The sequence below is a fragment of the Allomesorhizobium camelthorni genome (assembly GCF_011045125.1).
GTDB lineage: Bacteria > Pseudomonadota > Alphaproteobacteria > Rhizobiales > Rhizobiaceae > Allomesorhizobium > Allomesorhizobium camelthorni.
The window spans coordinates 21447-37490 of sequence record NZ_JAAKZF010000032.1; the positions used below are offsets into that span (position 1 = coordinate 21447).

Annotated in this window: 14 protein-coding genes; 11 read left to right on the top strand and 3 right to left on the bottom strand. The window is 61.2% G+C overall.

All coding sequences use genetic code 11. From position 1 onward, the window contains the following. Nucleotides 1-9: 9 nt before the first annotated feature. Together G6N73_RS20210 and G6N73_RS20215 are read right to left on the bottom strand one after the other, a co-directional pair. Nucleotides 10-792 (bottom strand): citryl-CoA lyase, encoded by a 783-nt coding sequence (locus G6N73_RS20210; RefSeq protein WP_165030849.1) that lies wholly within the window; start codon nucleotides 790-792, stop codon nucleotides 10-12. Nucleotides 793-828: 36 nt separating this feature from the next. Continuing rightward, nucleotides 829-1380, bottom strand: coding sequence for a MarR family winged helix-turn-helix transcriptional regulator (locus tag G6N73_RS20215; protein ID WP_165030851.1), 552 nt, complete (start codon nucleotides 1378-1380; stop codon nucleotides 829-831). A 162-nt stretch (nucleotides 1381-1542) separates the two neighbouring features. On the opposite strand from G6N73_RS20215, the gene G6N73_RS20220 reads away from it, so the two are divergent. The 10 genes from G6N73_RS20220 to G6N73_RS20265 all read left to right on the top strand — a co-directional run bounded on the left by G6N73_RS20220 (nucleotide 1543) and on the right by G6N73_RS20265 (nucleotide 10696). Then, a complete protein-coding gene (locus G6N73_RS20220) occupies nucleotides 1543-2451 on the top strand; it encodes an ABC transporter substrate-binding protein (protein WP_246252295.1) in 909 nt (302 codons plus the stop codon). Continuing rightward, nucleotides 2393-3250, top strand: coding sequence for an ABC transporter ATP-binding protein (locus tag G6N73_RS20225; RefSeq protein ID WP_206078981.1), 858 nt, complete (start codon nucleotides 2393-2395; stop codon nucleotides 3248-3250). The genes G6N73_RS20220 and G6N73_RS20225 overlap by 59 nt, the downstream gene beginning before the upstream one ends. Beyond that, nucleotides 3243-4007, top strand: coding sequence for an ABC transporter permease (locus G6N73_RS20230; protein ID WP_165030854.1), 765 nt, complete (start codon nucleotides 3243-3245; stop codon nucleotides 4005-4007). Before G6N73_RS20225 ends, G6N73_RS20230 begins: the two co-directional genes overlap by 8 nt. Before the next feature lie 107 nt (nucleotides 4008-4114). Further along, complete coding sequence (locus G6N73_RS20235; RefSeq protein WP_165030856.1) at nucleotides 4115-4858, top strand: ABC transporter permease subunit; 744 nt, start codon at nucleotides 4115-4117, stop codon at nucleotides 4856-4858. After that, nucleotides 4855-6414: an AMP-binding protein gene (locus G6N73_RS20240; RefSeq protein WP_165030858.1), complete on the top strand. Its 1560-nt coding sequence runs from the start codon at nucleotides 4855-4857 to the stop codon at nucleotides 6412-6414. The genes G6N73_RS20235 and G6N73_RS20240 overlap by 4 nt, the downstream gene beginning before the upstream one ends. Then, nucleotides 6398-7174, top strand: a complete 777-nt coding sequence (locus G6N73_RS20245; RefSeq protein WP_165030860.1) for an enoyl-CoA hydratase/isomerase family protein — start codon at nucleotides 6398-6400, stop codon at nucleotides 7172-7174. The genes G6N73_RS20240 and G6N73_RS20245 overlap by 17 nt, the downstream gene beginning before the upstream one ends. Nucleotides 7175-7219: 45 nt before the next feature. After that, nucleotides 7220-7843, top strand: coding sequence for a glutathione S-transferase family protein (locus G6N73_RS20250; protein WP_165030862.1), 624 nt, complete (start codon nucleotides 7220-7222; stop codon nucleotides 7841-7843). A 410-nt stretch (nucleotides 7844-8253) separates the two neighbouring features. Next, nucleotides 8254-8877, top strand: coding sequence for an ABC transporter permease subunit (locus G6N73_RS20255; RefSeq protein WP_165030864.1), 624 nt, complete (start codon nucleotides 8254-8256; stop codon nucleotides 8875-8877). Then, nucleotides 8877-9650 carry an ABC transporter ATP-binding protein gene (locus G6N73_RS20260; protein ID WP_165030866.1) on the top strand — a complete coding sequence of 258 codons (774 nt, stop codon included), beginning with the start codon at nucleotides 8877-8879 and terminating at the stop codon, nucleotides 9648-9650. The genes G6N73_RS20255 and G6N73_RS20260 overlap by 1 nt, the downstream gene beginning before the upstream one ends. Before the next feature lie 86 nt (nucleotides 9651-9736). Next, the gene (locus G6N73_RS20265) at nucleotides 9737-10696 is read left to right on the top strand and encodes an ABC transporter substrate-binding protein (RefSeq protein WP_246252309.1); all 960 of its coding nucleotides are present in this window, start codon (nucleotides 9737-9739) and stop codon (nucleotides 10694-10696) included. A gap of 682 nt (nucleotides 10697-11378) precedes the next feature. Here G6N73_RS20265 and G6N73_RS20270 read toward each other — a convergent pair. After that, nucleotides 11379-12419 carry an IS110 family RNA-guided transposase gene (locus G6N73_RS20270; protein ID WP_165030870.1) on the bottom strand — a complete coding sequence of 347 codons (1041 nt, stop codon included), beginning with the start codon at nucleotides 12417-12419 and terminating at the stop codon, nucleotides 11379-11381. A gap of 944 nt (nucleotides 12420-13363) precedes the next feature. Between G6N73_RS20270 and G6N73_RS20275 the strand changes: the two genes are divergently transcribed. Next, entirely contained in the window at nucleotides 13364-15919 is a 2556-nt protein-coding gene (locus G6N73_RS20275; RefSeq protein ID WP_246252298.1) for a DUF3320 domain-containing protein, read from the top strand. Nucleotides 15920-16044: the final 125 nt, after the last annotated feature.

The window sequence follows — 16044 nt, forward strand, 5'->3', positions numbered from 1 at the left end:
GAATCTCCTCTATTCGGGCCGGGCGTGGCGGGTCGCTTCGTCTTCGATGCGGAAGTATATTTCTTCTGCCATCGGATTGCGGAACTCCTCCAGAACGTGTCCAACCAGACCTATGGCGCGAGCCGCCACCGCGAGGCCGCGGCAGGTGTTCCAGGCTAGGCCGAATTCCGACGCGATGGCCCCCATCGCCCCTGTCACATTGACCGGCAGTGGACGACCGAGTTGCGCGGTCGCAACCGCCGAGACCTCGTTAATCAGCGTGACGTAGTGCCCGGAATATTCAGTCTCCTCGGCGACAGCGAACAAGGCCGGTGCGCGCGGATCGATCGGCTTGTGAAAAGGGTGCCCGATCCCGGGGATGGGTTCCTTGCGCGTGCGGTAGTCGTCCACGAGGCGCTCTGCAATCTCTCGCATATCGCCCTCCGGACCGCCGCCCAGCGGAATGGCCGATTGCAGCATGCGCGCGGCGTTGTCGAGGGAACCGGCGAAAACCGAACCGAGTCCCAAAAGCCCGGCCGCGATTGCCGCCTGTACCGCCTCTGGCGCGCCGCACAAGGTCATGCGCGTGGCAAGCGAAGAGGGCGTTATGCCGTGCTCGACCAGAACGACCATCATCGCGTCGAACATGCGGGCTTCCCGCTGATCGGGCAGGCGACGAAAGACCTGCAGGAAGGTCATCCGACCCAGATCCACCTTTCCGATTATCTCCTCGCAAAGGTCGAGCCCATGGATTGAAATTTTCGATGGGGTTGCCCAGGCTATGTCCGTTCTGATTTCGGATTTCCGCTTCATTTGGATTTCCTTCCTGCCAACGGCTGATTGATCGGGCTATTGGACCGGCTGTCGAGCCCGCCGGGCCCTGCGTGACGCGCGATCCTGTTGCTGCGAAGTGTCGTTGCCGCCCGTTTCGCCCATCGGTTCCAGCTGGACCAGGAGCTTTCGCAAGAGGGCCGCGAGCGTGGCGCGCTCCTGAGGCGCCAGCGGTTCGAGCAGGGCCCTTGCCGCCGAAAAATGCACTTCGATCGCTTTGTTCGCGAGTTCCAATCCGGCCGGCGTGAGTTCCACGAAGATCGATCGGCGATCATCGGTGCCCGGTTTGCGAACGATCAGACCAGCCTGCTCAACACGGTCAAGCCGGTTGGTCATCGCTCCCGAGGTCAAGAGGCACGCCCGATTCAAGTCGATCGGTCGAAGATGGTAGGGCGGACCGGACCTGCGCAAGGTCACTAGCACGTCGAAGGTTTCCCAGTTCAAGTCAAGCGGCTGAAGCCAGCCATCCACTTCGCGCCTCATGTGCTCGCTGATCCGCCGCACCCGGCCCAACGTTTCGATGTGGGAGGCGTCGAGTTCTGGCCACTCGACGGCCCATTCGCCCACCATCCCGTCTATTACATCTTTGCTCATTGTTCGCTTCACATAAAGTTAGTTGACATCAATTTAACGCACGTATAGCTTCTAGGGCAATGGGGAATTGACTGCAACAAAAATAATGATTGGGAGCTCACGATGATATCTCGTCGTTCACTGCTAGCAGCGTCTGCGATGACGCTGGCTGCGCCCCACATCCTTCGCCCCGCTTCGGCAGCGTCCCGCACCAGGATTCGGGTCGCATCCGTGATCTCGGCCGCCTGGCTGCCGCTGTGGGTGGCACAGGACGAGGACATCTTCGACAATGCCGGCCTGGAGGTCGAAATCCAGACTGTCCAGAACCTCTCGACGACGATCGGTGCATTGGGGCGCCAACTGGAAATTTCCGGCGCCACCACGATCGATATCGTCAAGGCAGCGGCCGGCGGCCTGGATGTCGTCGGGATCAGCGGCAACACCATCGAAACCTCGGCCAATCGTCAGATGCGGCTGGTGGGCAGGAAGGGTGCCGGTATTCAGGGCATCGCCGACCTGAGGGGACGCACGATCGGAACCCCCTCAATCAACGGCGCCATTCACGTAGCGACGTTGCTGGCTCTCAAGGAATCCGGAATCGATCCCAAGGGCATCCGGTTCGTCGAGATGATGTTTCCCAACATGGCGGACCAACTCACAGCCGAGCAGGTCGATGCCGTCGAAACGGTGGAGCCGTTCGTGAGCATGCTTCTCGCCGCCGGCCACCAGGATCTCGGGGATCCCATGCTCAACGTCGGTGATCCGGTCACCCTCACTTGCTGGATGGCAGGAGGTGAATGGGCGCGGAACAATGAGGCGGCGATCGCGAGTTGGCGGGCCTCCCTGGATGAGGCGCGCGCGTATATCGAAGCGAATGACGGACCTGCGCGATCGATACTCGAGAAATGGACCAAGCTTCCATCATCGATCGTCGATCAAATCCGACTGCCGTCTTACAGCACGGCGCTGAACGCGGCGGATGTTGCTGCTTGGATCAAGGCAACCCGCGATGCCGGCCAAATACCCGGCGATCGCGAGCTTGATCCCGCAACGCTCGTGGCCGGATGAGTCCAGCCAAGCGAGGATGGTGATGGCACAGCCTGCTTTTTGCTGCGAACGGGTCCGGATCGAACTTCCCGGAGCCAACGGCACGCTTCGTCTCATCGACGGGCTCGATCTGGAGATCGATCGGGGCGATTTCGTCTCAGTCCTGGGAGGTTCGGGAACCGGCAAGACGACGCTCCTGCGCGTACTTGGCGGACTGACGGCCTATTCAGCGGGGATCGTCCGCTACGAGGGAGAAGTTGTCTCGGGACCGCCGCCAGGGACGGGCATCGTCTTCCAGGATTACGGGCATGCGCTTCTGACGTGGCGTACCGTCAGGCGCAACGTCTCGCTGGGGATTGAAGCCCGCATGCCTGAAGCCGAAGTCGCGCGGCGGGTTGGCAAGGCCCTGCAGATGGTCGATCTGGAGCAATCACGGGACGAATACCCCTGGCGGCTATCCGGCGGTATGCAGCAGCGGGTGCAGATTGCTCGCTCGTTGGCGATGGAACCCTCCGCGCTGTTGATGGACGAGCCCTTCGGCGCGCTCGACGCTATGAGCAAGGCTGCCCTCCAGGATCAATTGCTAACGGTTCAGCGGGAAACGGCCGCAACGATACTGTTCGTCACCCATGACATCGAAGAGGCTATTTATCTGAGCGATCGCATCATCGTCCTCAATGGACGCCCGGCCAGAATTCGTCTGGATCTGAAAATCGACCTTCCACGCCCTCGCAATCAAGTATTGACCAAGGAACTGCCGGAATATCTTCGGCTGCGCCACAGTCTTTATGAGGCATTCAAGGATGAGCTGCATGGTTAGCCACCGACGCTTGGCTGAACTTGTTTTGGTGCCATTGACGCTCCTGTTCATGTGGGAGCTCGCGGTCGGCTTCGTTTGGACAGATTTCCGGTTCCTGCCGCAGCCGTCGGATGTTTTGCGTGCCTTCCTCGATGTCCAACTGCTCGCCGACATCGCCCTGGATGGTCTCCATACTTTAGCCTGCGCCTTGGTGGGCTGGGCCATCGCTTTGGTGTTCGGTGGCGCGATCGGCGTGGGGCAAGGACTCTCGCGCGTCTTCTCCCTGTTTGTCGGAACCTCAATCGAAATCCTGCGCCCGTTGCCGGCTGTAGCCTTCGTGCCCGTTGCCGTCCTGCTATTCGGATTCACTATCTACACCGAGATTGTGGTCATTGTTTACGCCTGCCTCTGGCCTGTGATCGTGAATACTGCGGCGGGGGTGCGAGGCATCGAGCCGAGGCTGCTCGAAGTAGCTTGCGTAATGCATCTTCGGCCCTTGGAAAGGACGACGAAGGTCATTCTTCCGGCAATTCTCCCCTCTGCCTTCGTCGGCGCCAGGATCTCCCTCGGTCTTGCCCTCATCGTTGCCGTGATCGTCGAGATGGTCGGCAATCCTGCCGGCCTTGGCTGGGGTCTAATCGCAGCGCAGGAGGCACTGCGTCCGGAGATCATGTTCGCATACCTGATGACCATCGGTATCCTCGGCGTCCTGGCCAACACGGTTCTGACCAGCCTCGTGCGCGGCTTCTTTCCAGGTATGAGGGAGCTCGGCCGATGAGCACTCTCCAGAGAACGGCCGAGGTCGACGCCGCATTCTGGTTTCCCCACCGACTGTCGCGCTGGGCGTTGGGCGTCCCGCGACTGCTGCTTGGAACAACTCCGCTTGTGCTCCTGCTGCTGGCGTGGCAGGTGCTGGGCGACAGCAGTTCTCCCTACTTTCCGCCGCCCGCTACGTGGGTCGATGCGGTCGCAGACCGAATTCAAGCCGGGGAATTGCTGCCGGCCATGGTTCAGACCCTCGCGTCTGTTTCTCTTGGTCTCGCCGTCGCGACGACGCTCGGAGTGACCCTCGGCGTCGCGCTGGGAATGTCACAGGCCCTCGCCAGATATCTCGGATCCACGCTTGAATTCCTGCGGACGCTTCCCCCGCCCGCAGTCGTGCCGGTGGCGGCACTTATCGTCGGCGTCAACGGACCGATGAAGGTATTCGTCATCGTCTTCGCTGCCTTCTGGCCCATCGTTCTAGGCACCTTCGCCGCGGTCGAGGCGCTGCATCCGCTGCTTTGGGACGTATCACGCTCGCTGCACCTGACCAAGCGCGAGAAGCTGATCAAGGTCACGATCCCCGCACTCCTGCCTGCCATACTCACTGCGATCAGGGTAGCTGCTCCTCTGGCAATCATCATCTCCTTGCTGACGGAGATGTTGACTTCGATGCCCGGCCTGGGCGCAACTCTCCTGCTGGCGCAACGCAATTTCAACGCTGCCGAGGTGTTCGGGCTGCTGGTTGTGGTGGGGTTTTTTGGCCTCGCCCTGAACGGATTTCTGGCGTTGGCGGAATCCTCGCTGGTTAGGCCCGGCTATCCACAATCCAACGCAAGCATGCGCGATCGGAGTCAGGCGGCATGATCAATAGCAAAAACATCGACTCGCTGTTCAGCGGGCATTCGGACCTGCCCGCCCTCACCGTGGGGGAAACGGTTTACACGCGGGCCGATCTCGCGAACCTCGCATGGCACAACGCCCGCAAGCTTCGTCGGCTCGGTCTTGGCGAGGGCGACGTACTGGCACTGTGGCTGCCCAACGGAGTAGAGTGGATCGGGATGTTTCTCGGCGCCGCGCTCCTGAACGTCCTCGTCATTCCCGTGAGTACGCGCTACAAGTCCTTCGAGCTCCTGCACTTGCTGTCCACCAGCAAGGCAAGCGCGATAGCCGTGTCGCCCACGTTCCTGAACATCGATTTCCTCGGCATGGTCGAGGAGATTCGGCCCCGACTTCCTCAGGATCTGCACGTCATCGATGTCGAAGCCGACACCTCGTGGCGGGTCCCTGATTCGGCGGCCGCGCCGTTCTACACCGGCTCGGATAGTGCGCCTTGCTGTGCCTTCAGCACCTCGGGAACCACCGGAAATCCGAAACTCGCGGTCCACGATCTAGCGTCGGTGGCCACCCACGCCGTGGCCGCCGGCAAGGCCTTCGGCATGCAGCCCGGCGACGTCTACCTGTGCAGCCTGCCGCTTTACGGCATCATCGGATTCACCTCGACGATCGCTGCCCTCGCTTCGGGCGCCCAGGTGGTTCTCCACGCGCTGTTCCAGCCAGCCCTTGCCGCCGAGGCCATCCAAGGCAAGCGGGTAACCCATTTCTTCGGGTCGGACGACATGTATGCGGCAATCCTCACCGCGGGCGATTTCGACCTGAGTTCGCTTCGACGGGGAGCGGTCACGAACTTCGCCGGGCGGGCGACGGACATGAGCGTCGTTTTCGAGAACCGTTTTGGAACGCGGATCGCCGGCGCCTACGGTTCATCCGAGTGTTTCGCCCTGACAACGACCTGGTCCCCGACCCTGCCCGCCGACGCGCGAGGCAACGGGGGCGGCGACCCCGTTCATCCGGAGATCGAACTCCGTGTCGTCGACCTCCAGACCGGCGCTCCGATGTCCGACGGACAGGCCGGGGAGCTTCAGATCAGGGGCTACAACGTGCTGAGCCATTACCTGAACAATGAGGAAGCCACCCGGCGTGCTTTCACCGTCGATGGCTGGTTTACGACCGGCGATCTCTGCAGGCTTGATCGGGGAACGTTGACCTACTTCTCGCGGATCGCCGACTCGCTTCGTCTACGCGGCTACCTCGTCGACCCGGGTGAGATAGAGGAATTCCTGTCCGCTCACGAAGCGATTGAGTTGGCTGCGGTGGTCGGGGTCAATCAGCCCGGTGTCGGCGACATCGCCGTGGCTTTTGCGTCGTTGAAGCCAGGCTGCCACGCGGAAGAGCCCGACCTTCTGGCGTTTTGCCGCGCCGGGATCGCCAACTACAAGGTTCCGTCGCGCATTGTCATCGTCGAGTCCTTCCCGGAAGTGCTCGGCGCAAACGGTCGCAAGATCCAGAAGGGGGCCCTCCGCACAATCGCGCAAGACACGCTCCGCAAATCCGAGGAGGGAAGCCATGCCCATTCGTCTTGAGAAGAATGACCGCGTGGCTCTTGTGACGATCGACCGGCCGGAGGCCATGAACGCCCTCGATCGGAGCCACGATCAGGCTTTGTCCGATGTCTGGGACAGGATCGAGAATGATGAAGACATCCTTGTCTCCGTCCTGACGGGTGCGGGAGAGAAGGCATTCTGCTCCGGCGGAGACTTGAAGTCGTACATGCCCTGGCGTCGTACCGTCGCGATGGAAGGTGATCAGACGGTGTTCAGCTTTGGCGGGCTTACGGCGACATCGCGAAGCAAGCCGATCATCGCGGCAATTCGCGGGTTTTGCATCGCGGGCGGACTCGAACTCGCGCTGGCCTGCGACCTTCGTCTTTGTACGCCGGACGCCGCCTTTGGGCTCGCAGAGGTGAAATGGGGCGTCCTGCCCGGCGGTGGCGGGACACAGCGTCTGCCGAGGGCCATTCCTCTCGCGCATGCCCTGGAAATGATCCTGACGGCCGATGTGATCGACGCCGAGCGAGCCGAGCGGATTGGCCTCGTGAACAGAATTGTCGATCCCGATGCTCTTTTGGACGAGGCCTTGCAACTGGCCAGGACGATTGTGTCGAACGCGCCTCTGGCCGTCCGGGCAGCTCGGCGGGCCGTACTGGAAGGCCGTGAACTGCCCATCGGCGACGGCCTGAGCCTGGAGGGCGCGCTGCAAAAGCAACTCCTCCAATCCGAGGACAGCGCGGAAGGCTTGCGCGCCTTCGCCGAAAGGCGAGCCGCACGCTTTCGTGGCGCGTAACGGCGGGCATCGGCGGAACGACAAGCGTCGCGGAAGGGCTTTAACATGTTAATGGTACTGGGGCGCGCCAACTCGATCAACGTCCAGAAGGTCTTATGGACGTGTGAAGAAATCGGGAAGCGCTACGAAAGGACAGACATGGGCGGGGAGTTCGGCGGACTCTCGGAACGTTCATACCTGTCCTTGAATCCGAATGGCCTCGTCCCGTGCGTGATCGACGGTGACACCGTGCTGTGGGAATCCAACTCGATCGTTCGATACCTCTGTGCGTCGTACTCGCCCGGACTGCTATGGCCCAATGACCCGGCGCAACGCGCCGCCGCGGACAAGTGGATGGATTGGCAGTTTTCGACGCTTTGGCCGGAGATCCGCACGATCTTCATCCAGCTCGTCCGCACGCCGCCCGAATTGCGGAAATATAGCTTGATCCAAGAGGCCGTGAAACGGGCCTCCGATGCCCTCGCGATCCTGAACAACCACCTAGGCCAGGAACCGCATTTGGGCGGTGAGGATCATCTCACGATGGGCGATCTCGTGGTCGGGCCCGTCGTATATCGCTGGTTCAACATGGATTTCGAACGCCGGGAGTTTCCGAACGTGCGGCTTTGGTACGACCGGCTGACCGCTCGGCCTGCATTTCGTCGGGCAGTAATGCTCCCGCTGGGGTGACCGTGTCAGTTGGCAACCGTGCTTAGCCAGTTCAGGCGCTTGGGTGTTCAGTCCATCGGAGTCAACGGCTGAAGAACCACATACAGGGACAACGTCAATGGTCAGTTGCAGTCAAAACAAGGCGGGACGTCGCCGGGCGCCTGGCATGGCGTCAAATCAAACTGGGAGGAAAAGTCGTGGAAAGAACTAGCGCGAGAATGCAGGCTGGAGGTGCGAAGGTCGCGGCACCCCCACGTTCGAACAATGTCTTCAGATCCCCTGCCTTTCATCGTTCTGTGAAGGTCTCGGTCACTCTCGTCGTCGTCTGTCTACTTTGGGAAGCAGGATGCCGTTGGTTCGAAGTACCAAGCTACCTGCTACCGGCCCCCAGTCGCGTCTTCGCCTCCCTGTTCGGGTCGTCTGTCGATTTCGTGCACCACGGCTCAGTGACGCTTTACGAGACGCTTCTCGGGTTCGTCGCTGCGGTCGCCCTTGGCGCTCTTGCCGCCGCCATCATCGTGGTCTTTCCCAAGCTGGCGGACATCATCATGCCGTTGCTCCTGATAGCCCAGATCGTTCCGAAGGTCGCGATTGCACCCATCCTGCTGATCTGGCTGGGCTACGGCCTGGCGCCGAAGATCTTCGTCGCCTTCCTGGTGGCGTTCTTTCCGATCGTCATCAACACCGCGTCCGGACTGGCGGCGGTCGAGCGCGAGTTGCTTGACCTTGCGCGGTCGCTCGAAGCGACGCGATGGCAGATATTTTGGAAATTTCGCGTGCCGAGCGCCCTGCCACTGCTTTTCGACGGCATGAAGATCTCTGTGACGCTCGCCGTCATCGGCGCCGTTATCGCGGAGTTCGTGGGAGGCAATGAAGGACTAGGGGTTCTTATCATCATCGCAAACCAGGAACTCGACACGGCTCTCGCCTTCGCGTCGCTGTTTCTGATGTCTGCAGGCGGTCTCGTCCTGTACGCCCTCATCGAGGCTTCCGAGCGTGTCCTTATCCCTTGGAACTCTGCGGCCAGTGGCCAAATTTTGGGAGATCACAGGTAATGAACGCAATCACCCCAATGATCGAAGCCCGCGACCTGCGGATGGTTTACAACCAAGGCACGGACCCGGTTCTGGCCCTCGATAACGTGAATCTCGACGTCAACGAGCACGAGTTCGTTTCGCTCGTTGGACCCAGCGGCTGCGGAAAGACGACCTTGCTAAAACTGGTATCAGGCCTGGCCAGCCCGAGTGCCGGCCACCTAAATGTGGACGGCAAGCGCGTAAGTGGACCACAGAAGAAGATTGGCTTCGTCTTCCAGGTTCCCGCCCTTATGAAGTGGCGCACCATCCAGCAAAACGTGCTCTTGCCTGCCGAAATCCTTGGCATGAGGAAAGCTGAAGCCCTCGAACGTGCCCAGGAACTGATCGAACTGGTCGGCTTGAAGGGCTTTGAAAAACGGTATCCTCATGAGCTGTCCGGCGGCATGCAGCAACGTGTCGGGATCGCACGCGCTTTGATCCATGATCCGTCAATCCTCCTGCTCGACGAGCCGTTCAGCGCCCTGGACATAATGACGCGCGGACAGCTCAACCTTGAGCTGCTTCGCATCTGGAGCGAGCGACGCAAGACCAGCCTTCTCATCACGCACAGTATCTCAGAGGCGGTATTTCTTTCAGACAGGGTCGTGGTTTTCAGCGCGCGGCCGGCGAAGGTCCTCGAGGTCGTGCAGATTCCGCTTCCCCGCCCGCGCGTCCCAGAAATGCGCGTCAGCCGCGAGTTCATCGATCTCGTGGACCATGTGGGCAGGCTGATCGGCCTCGAGTTCGTCTGAACAAGCACAACACGCAATCGAAACCTGGGAGACTTCAAATGAAACCGATCAAACTTCTCTCGATATTGATCATTGGACTCGCAAGTATGGCAGCGGCGACTCCGTCGTCCTCGGCCGACAAGGTCAGCTTTGCGCTTAATTGGGTGCCCTACGGTCTGCACCTTGGACCCTACGTCGCAGAAGCGAAAGGCTTTTACGAGGAGAACGGGATTGAGATCGAGATCTTCCGCGGCTTTGGGTCGGGAGACACGACGAAACGGGTCGGCACCGGAGGCGCCGATTTCGGCATGGCGGATGCCAGTTCGGTCATCATCGGCTACTCGAAAGGGCTTCCGGTGAAGATGGTGGCCATGGTACTCGATAAGTCATCGGATGCGATCTACTACCTTAAGGACAGTGGCATTGAATCAGTGAAAGACCTGCCAGGCAGGACTTTAGGAGCCGCAGCTGGAGAAGCATCCCTGAATCTCATGTCGGCGTTCGGTCAGGGTGCAGGCATCGACGTTTCCAAGATCAAGGTCGTCAACATGACTCCGCCGGCGAAAATTCCCAGCCTGATCGCCGGATCGGTGGATTCGATCGTAACCTTCGTTACCGAAGAACCGACCATTCTCGAAGCGGCAAAAGCCGCCGGCAAGAGCATCGGCAAGTTCATGTTTGCGGATTTCGGCGTCGATCGCTACGCGATGACGATCTTGGCCAATGACAGCCTCATCGAAACAAATCCCGATCTGGTGAAGCGCGTTCTCGATGCGACCATGCGTGGCTACGCCTGGGCCCGCGACAATCCGGCCGAAGCGGTGGAGCTTTTTGCGAAAAAGTTCCCGGAAAGCTCGTCCGAACTGGTCGCGTCTCAGTTTGAGATCACGCTCGACCTGATGATCACCGATCTGGCGAAGGCCCATGGCCTTGGCTACATCGACGAAGAGAAAATGGCCAAAACGATCGATCTCATCGGTAGCTTCACGACCTTCGAAAAGGACGTGAAGCCGGAGGACGTCTACACGATCTCCTACCTTCCGAAAATTCCAGCTTCGGGCAAGTAGGCATAGGCGAGCAATGATTTGCGCAACCCGCGGAGATCCTGACTCTGTCGGGAAGTGAAGGTGGCCCCCAAGACACCGCAAACTGGCCCCGGCACCGCCCGGGGCCTCTTTTGCGATCGTACAGCTTCGACGAGACTCCTACACGGTGCATGATGTTGGTGTGTGGCGACAAACAAACTGAAGTTCCAATCTGTCCGCCGAGCAGCTGAGCCCTCGCGTTGTGCCAGTTCAGAACCCCAAGAGCTGACATTGTCGAAAGCGTTTGTGCTCAGCGCTCTTTTGTTTGCCATTCTCACAAACGGCATGAATGTTGAGAACATCTCCTCGTATTACCAGATGATTATACTTGGCGCCTTTGGTCTTGGCCGCCCTGGTCACGCGTGGACGCGCGGTTCCAGCAGGGCGCTGATCGTCATATTGGCCTTCTGTAACGGGCCTCGGTAAGTCAATCCCTTTTCGCGTCATCCAACCGCCGGGGTCTCGCTTCTGTCCGGGGTCGGCGCGACGGCCGCCACCTGATGGGGTTTGAAGAGGATGAGGCCGACCAATCTAGAGTCGCGTGGTCGCAATGCCGACGTCCCAACTTGCGGTCTGACCTGATCCATCGTCCCGGCGATGGGACTTCGCTTCGGGAAGGGCCTTGGTGTCGTGGCCCGCCCGAAAACCGTGGTTCTCCCTCTTCTTAGGCGGCTGCCGTCATCGTCCTGGCCGCGGCGTTGAAGACGGTTCCGTCGACGAGCATGCGGTGCAGGATCACCGCAAGCTTGCGCGCCAGCGCCACCTTGGCCTTCTTCATCCCGGCCCGCCGGGCGATCCGCATCGCCCAGCTTTTCAGCGCCGTGCAGCCCTTGAGCGGCTTCACCAGCATGATGTGGGCGGCCTCATAGAGCGCCGTGCGCACCGCCGCGTCGCCGATCTTGCTGATGCGGCCGCTATAGTCGGTCTCGCCGGATTGATACTTCTTCGGAGTCAGGCCGAAATGCGCACCTGCCTGCTTCGACGACGAAAATCGTCCCGGGTCGTCGATCGCAGAAGCATAGGTGAGGGCGACGATAGGACCAACCCCCGGCGTCGACATCAACCGCCTGGCTCTGGCATCCTGGCGCACCAGCGCGCGAACCTGCTTCTCGAAAGTCTGGAACTCGCGCAAGAGCACGGCGTGCACCGAAAGCAGCCCTGCGGCCACGGTCTTCAGTTGCGGATGGCCGTCCACCAGCTCACGGATGCGAGCGGCAAAGCGGCGCGGCGTTGTGTTGCCGACCTTCAGCCCGAAGCCGCGCAAGATCCCGCGCACACTGTTCTCGACGTCGCGCAGCTTCGATTGAACGAGCTTGCGCGCCGTCAGCACCGCCTGCACCTCTTGCGCGGCCAGCGACTTGCAATGCACCGGTCGGAACCAGCCCAGCCGCATCAGCTGCGCGATGCCGCGCGCGTCGTTGCGGTCCGACTTCACCGGCATCGCCTTGAAGGCGTCGCGCACATGCCGCGTCTCCAGCAGCTCGACCGAAAGTCCCGCCTGCCGCATCGCCGCATAGAGCCATTGCGACAGCGGTCCGGCTTCCAACCCGATCCGCGCCAGGCCAAGGCCGAGCGAAGCAAACCAGGCAATCAGCGCCTCGGGTTCGCTCTCCACCTTGGTCTCGCGAACGATCGTGCCGCTTGCATCGACAACGCATACGCTCGAGTATTCCAAAGACACGTCGATCCCTGCATAATGCTCCATGGTCGTCTCTCCTTGCGCCCGACGCTAGTCCGGAGGCGTTCGCCGCCACCGTCTGGGATTCCGGGCTTGAGCAGGCGGGCGACCTCGCGGACAGTGTCGCGACGCTCGAGGCGGCTCGCGCCGAACTCCAGGGACTGGTCATGGACGCCGCGTGGACCACGGACGTCGCCGCGGCACGGCAGGCGCTCGCCACCCACACGGGAATCCTGAGGGCCCTGAACAGCGACTACCGTCGAGCGAAAGCGCTCACGCGGTCCATCATCGTTAATCCCGATATTCCTCCGGCGGACCTGATCCGGCTGCTTGACGTCCTGATGAAGGGACAAGCGGCCGCTGCAAGGATTCGTGAAGGCGACACCTTTGGCCAATCGGCCTTTGGGGCTGACTGGCGTGGCGATCGGTCGCCTTCCGCGCCGCTGCTGGCATTGGTGGAGTGGATGGGAACGCTGAGGGGGTTGGGCGCGGAACCTCGGCTCATCGCTGGGCGGTTGGCGGAGCGTTCCGAGGCTGGCGCCCGCGCAGAGCGGGTCCGCAAGATCATCGAAATCGGCAGACCTATCATCGAAGGCTTCTGGAGCGATCTCGGGCATCTCGCGTCGTCCGTGCTTGGCGACGTTGCTTCAGTCGAGCGCGCCGCGCTCCACCTGCTGGAGACCAAAGCGAAAGCCGTAACTCGGGCAGATGAACTCTCGCGGGAAGCCCTGACTTCGCCTCCGGATCTGATTGGAGACCGCTTGGAGCTCGTCCGGCGGCTGGGGCGGCTGCAGGAGCTTGCCGGGGCAATCGACGCCGCCCACGCTCTCGGGGAGTCCGCATTCGGCTCGGCATGGGCCGGGCGCATGTCTGACTGGACCGCGCTAGCGGATGGCGAGCTGTGGGTCCGGCAGAATGGCGAGCTACGACATCTCGCTGCGCGATTGCCAGGACGAGTGGAGATCGCGGCCTTGGCGCATTCGGCGCACGAAGCGGCACAGGGAGTAGCCGGTGAATTTGCGGCGCTTGCGGGAGACCTGAAGGCCGACGCGGTTTCGCTGTTCGGAGCGCAGAACTTCTCTGAGATCGAGATGCCCGAGGCCCTTGCCAGGCTAGGCTCCTGGCTTGAACACCAGGAACAGCTGTCGAAATGGGTTGCTTACCAGGAGCGATCCGACAGCGCGCAAAAAGCAGGGCTCGCAGAGTTGGTACACGCCCTCGCCGAAGGCAGAGTGGCCACCGGAGCCGCGCGCTCGATATTCGAAATGGCCTATTACGAAAGGATTCTCACGGCGATGGCGACGGAGGAGCCGGAGCTGGCGAGGTTCGACGGAGAACTGCACTCCAGAGCTGTGCGCCACTTCGCGGATCTTGACCGGGAGCGGATCAAGGCTGCTGCAATTGAGGTGGTCACCGCTCATCATCGCAGGATTCCTCCGCGGGACGGCGGCGCTGGACCGGTCGGGCTACTGCGCTCGGAGATGGCGCGCAAGCGCGGCCACATGCCGATCCGGCAGCTGATGCAGAGGGCAGGGCCTGCGATCCAGGCGCTTAAGCCGGTATTCATGATGAGTCCGCTCTCCGTGGCGCAGTTCCTGTCGCCTGGGAGGATGTCTTTCGACCTGCTGGTGATGGACGAGGCTTCCCAGATCCAGCCAGTCGACGCACTCGGCGCGATTGCCCGGGCCAAGCAGGTCGTCGTCGTCGGTGACGAACGCCAGCTGCCTCCTACCACCTTCTTCGCGAAGATGACAGGCTCCCAGTCCGAGGATGAGGACGGGGAAGGCGCGCAGGTCGCCGATATCGAGAGCATCCTTGGCCTGTTCACGGCGCGGGGCTTGCCGCAGCGGATGCTGCGCTGGCACTACCGGAGCCGCCACCAGTCCTTGATCGCTGTCTCGAACAGCCAATTCTACGAGAACCGGCTCTTCATTGTGCCCAGCCCCTACACGCAGGAGGCCGGGATGGGCTTGCGGTTCCAACATGTGCCGGACGGGGTCTTCAACTCGGGCGGGATTGGCACTAATCCTGTGGAGGCCCGAACCGTGGCCGAGGCGATCATCCGCCACGCGAAAGCGAATCCGCATGAGTCCCTTGGCGTCGCGACCTTCTCAGTCAGCCAGCGCCGCGCGATCCAGGACGAGCTCGAGGCCTTGCGCCGACTGAACCCCGAGTCCGAAGAGTTCTTCCACGCCCATCCTAGCGAGCCGTTCTTCGTGAAGAACCTGGAGAACGTTCAGGGCGACGAACGCGACGTCATCATGATCTCGGTAGGCTACGCAAAGAATGCTCAGGGCTACATGGCCATGCGCTTTGGACCCCTCGGTGCAGAGGGCGGCGAGCGCCGGCTGAACGTCCTCATAAGCCGAGCCAAGCGCCGCTGCGAGGTCTTCGCCTCGATCACGGACGAGGACATCGACCTGGAACGAGGCAAAGGTAAGGGCGTATTCGCCTTTAAGCTATTCCTGCACTACGCGAGGACGGGGAGGCTTTCGCTTGCCGTGACCACGGCCAGGGAGATGGACTCAATCTTCGAGGAGCAAGTCGCCAACGCCCTGATCGAGAAAGGCTACCAAGTTCATGCCCAAGTCGGAATCGCAGGCTTCTTTATAGACCTAGCAATTGCCGATCCGGAGCGGCCCGGCCGATACATACTCGGTATCGAATGCGATGGCATAGGATACCACTCTTCACGCTCGGCCAGGGACCGCGACCGTCTTAGGCAGGCCGTTCTCGAGGATCATGGCTGGATCATCCACCGCATCTGGAGCCCTGACTGGTTCCAGCGCCCGCGCGAGCAGCTTGAGAGGACTGTAGCTGCCATCGAAGCCGCGAGGAAAGAACTCGACGCACGGGCCGAGCTAGGCTTCCAAAGGCAGCGGGCGGTGCCGGTTGAGGTCGTCACCGTCGACCGTGGTGACGTGACGGAGATCGGTTTGGCGGACGCATCGGAAGTTGAGGATCCGCATCGAACTTACGTGGAAACTGAGCTGAAGCGGCCCGGACCCTTTGAGCTCCATGAAACGCCAACTGGCTTGATGGCCGGGCTCGTCGAACAGGTAGTAGCGACGGAAGCGCCAATCCATCTTGATGAAGTGGTCTCTCGAATCCGCGACGCCTGGGGACTGCAGCGCGCGGGTGGAAGGATTCAGGATGCTGTTGAGCGAGGACTGATCGTGGCTGAGAGTCGCGGCGCCCTGGTCCGACGCGGACAGTTTTGCTTCAAACCAGGCGCAACGATCTCCCTGCGAAATCGAAGTCAGGTGATATCTCCGGGCTTGCGGAAACCGGAAACGATCGCCCAAGAGGAGATCGCCGATGGCGTCATCGAGATTGTGAAGTCCAATCTTGGAGCGACCGAAGACGAGATTGCCACAAGGGTAGCCCGAATGCTTGGGTTCAAAGCCACAAGTGCTCAGTTGAGATCCGTGATCTCTGCTGCCGTCTCGGAACTCGTTAATCGAGGCAATCTGCGGTCTCAGGACGGGCTACTGGTCTCTGATCGCTCGTTTGCTTCGACGAACTGATGCGCACCCTGTCGAGTGAGATAAACGCCGAAGTCGTGGTGGCGATCGACCACCTTCTCGAGGGGCACTCCAAGACAATTCCCGTGTCCATCATGTGGCTAATCGATGAAGTGCGTCAGAACTTG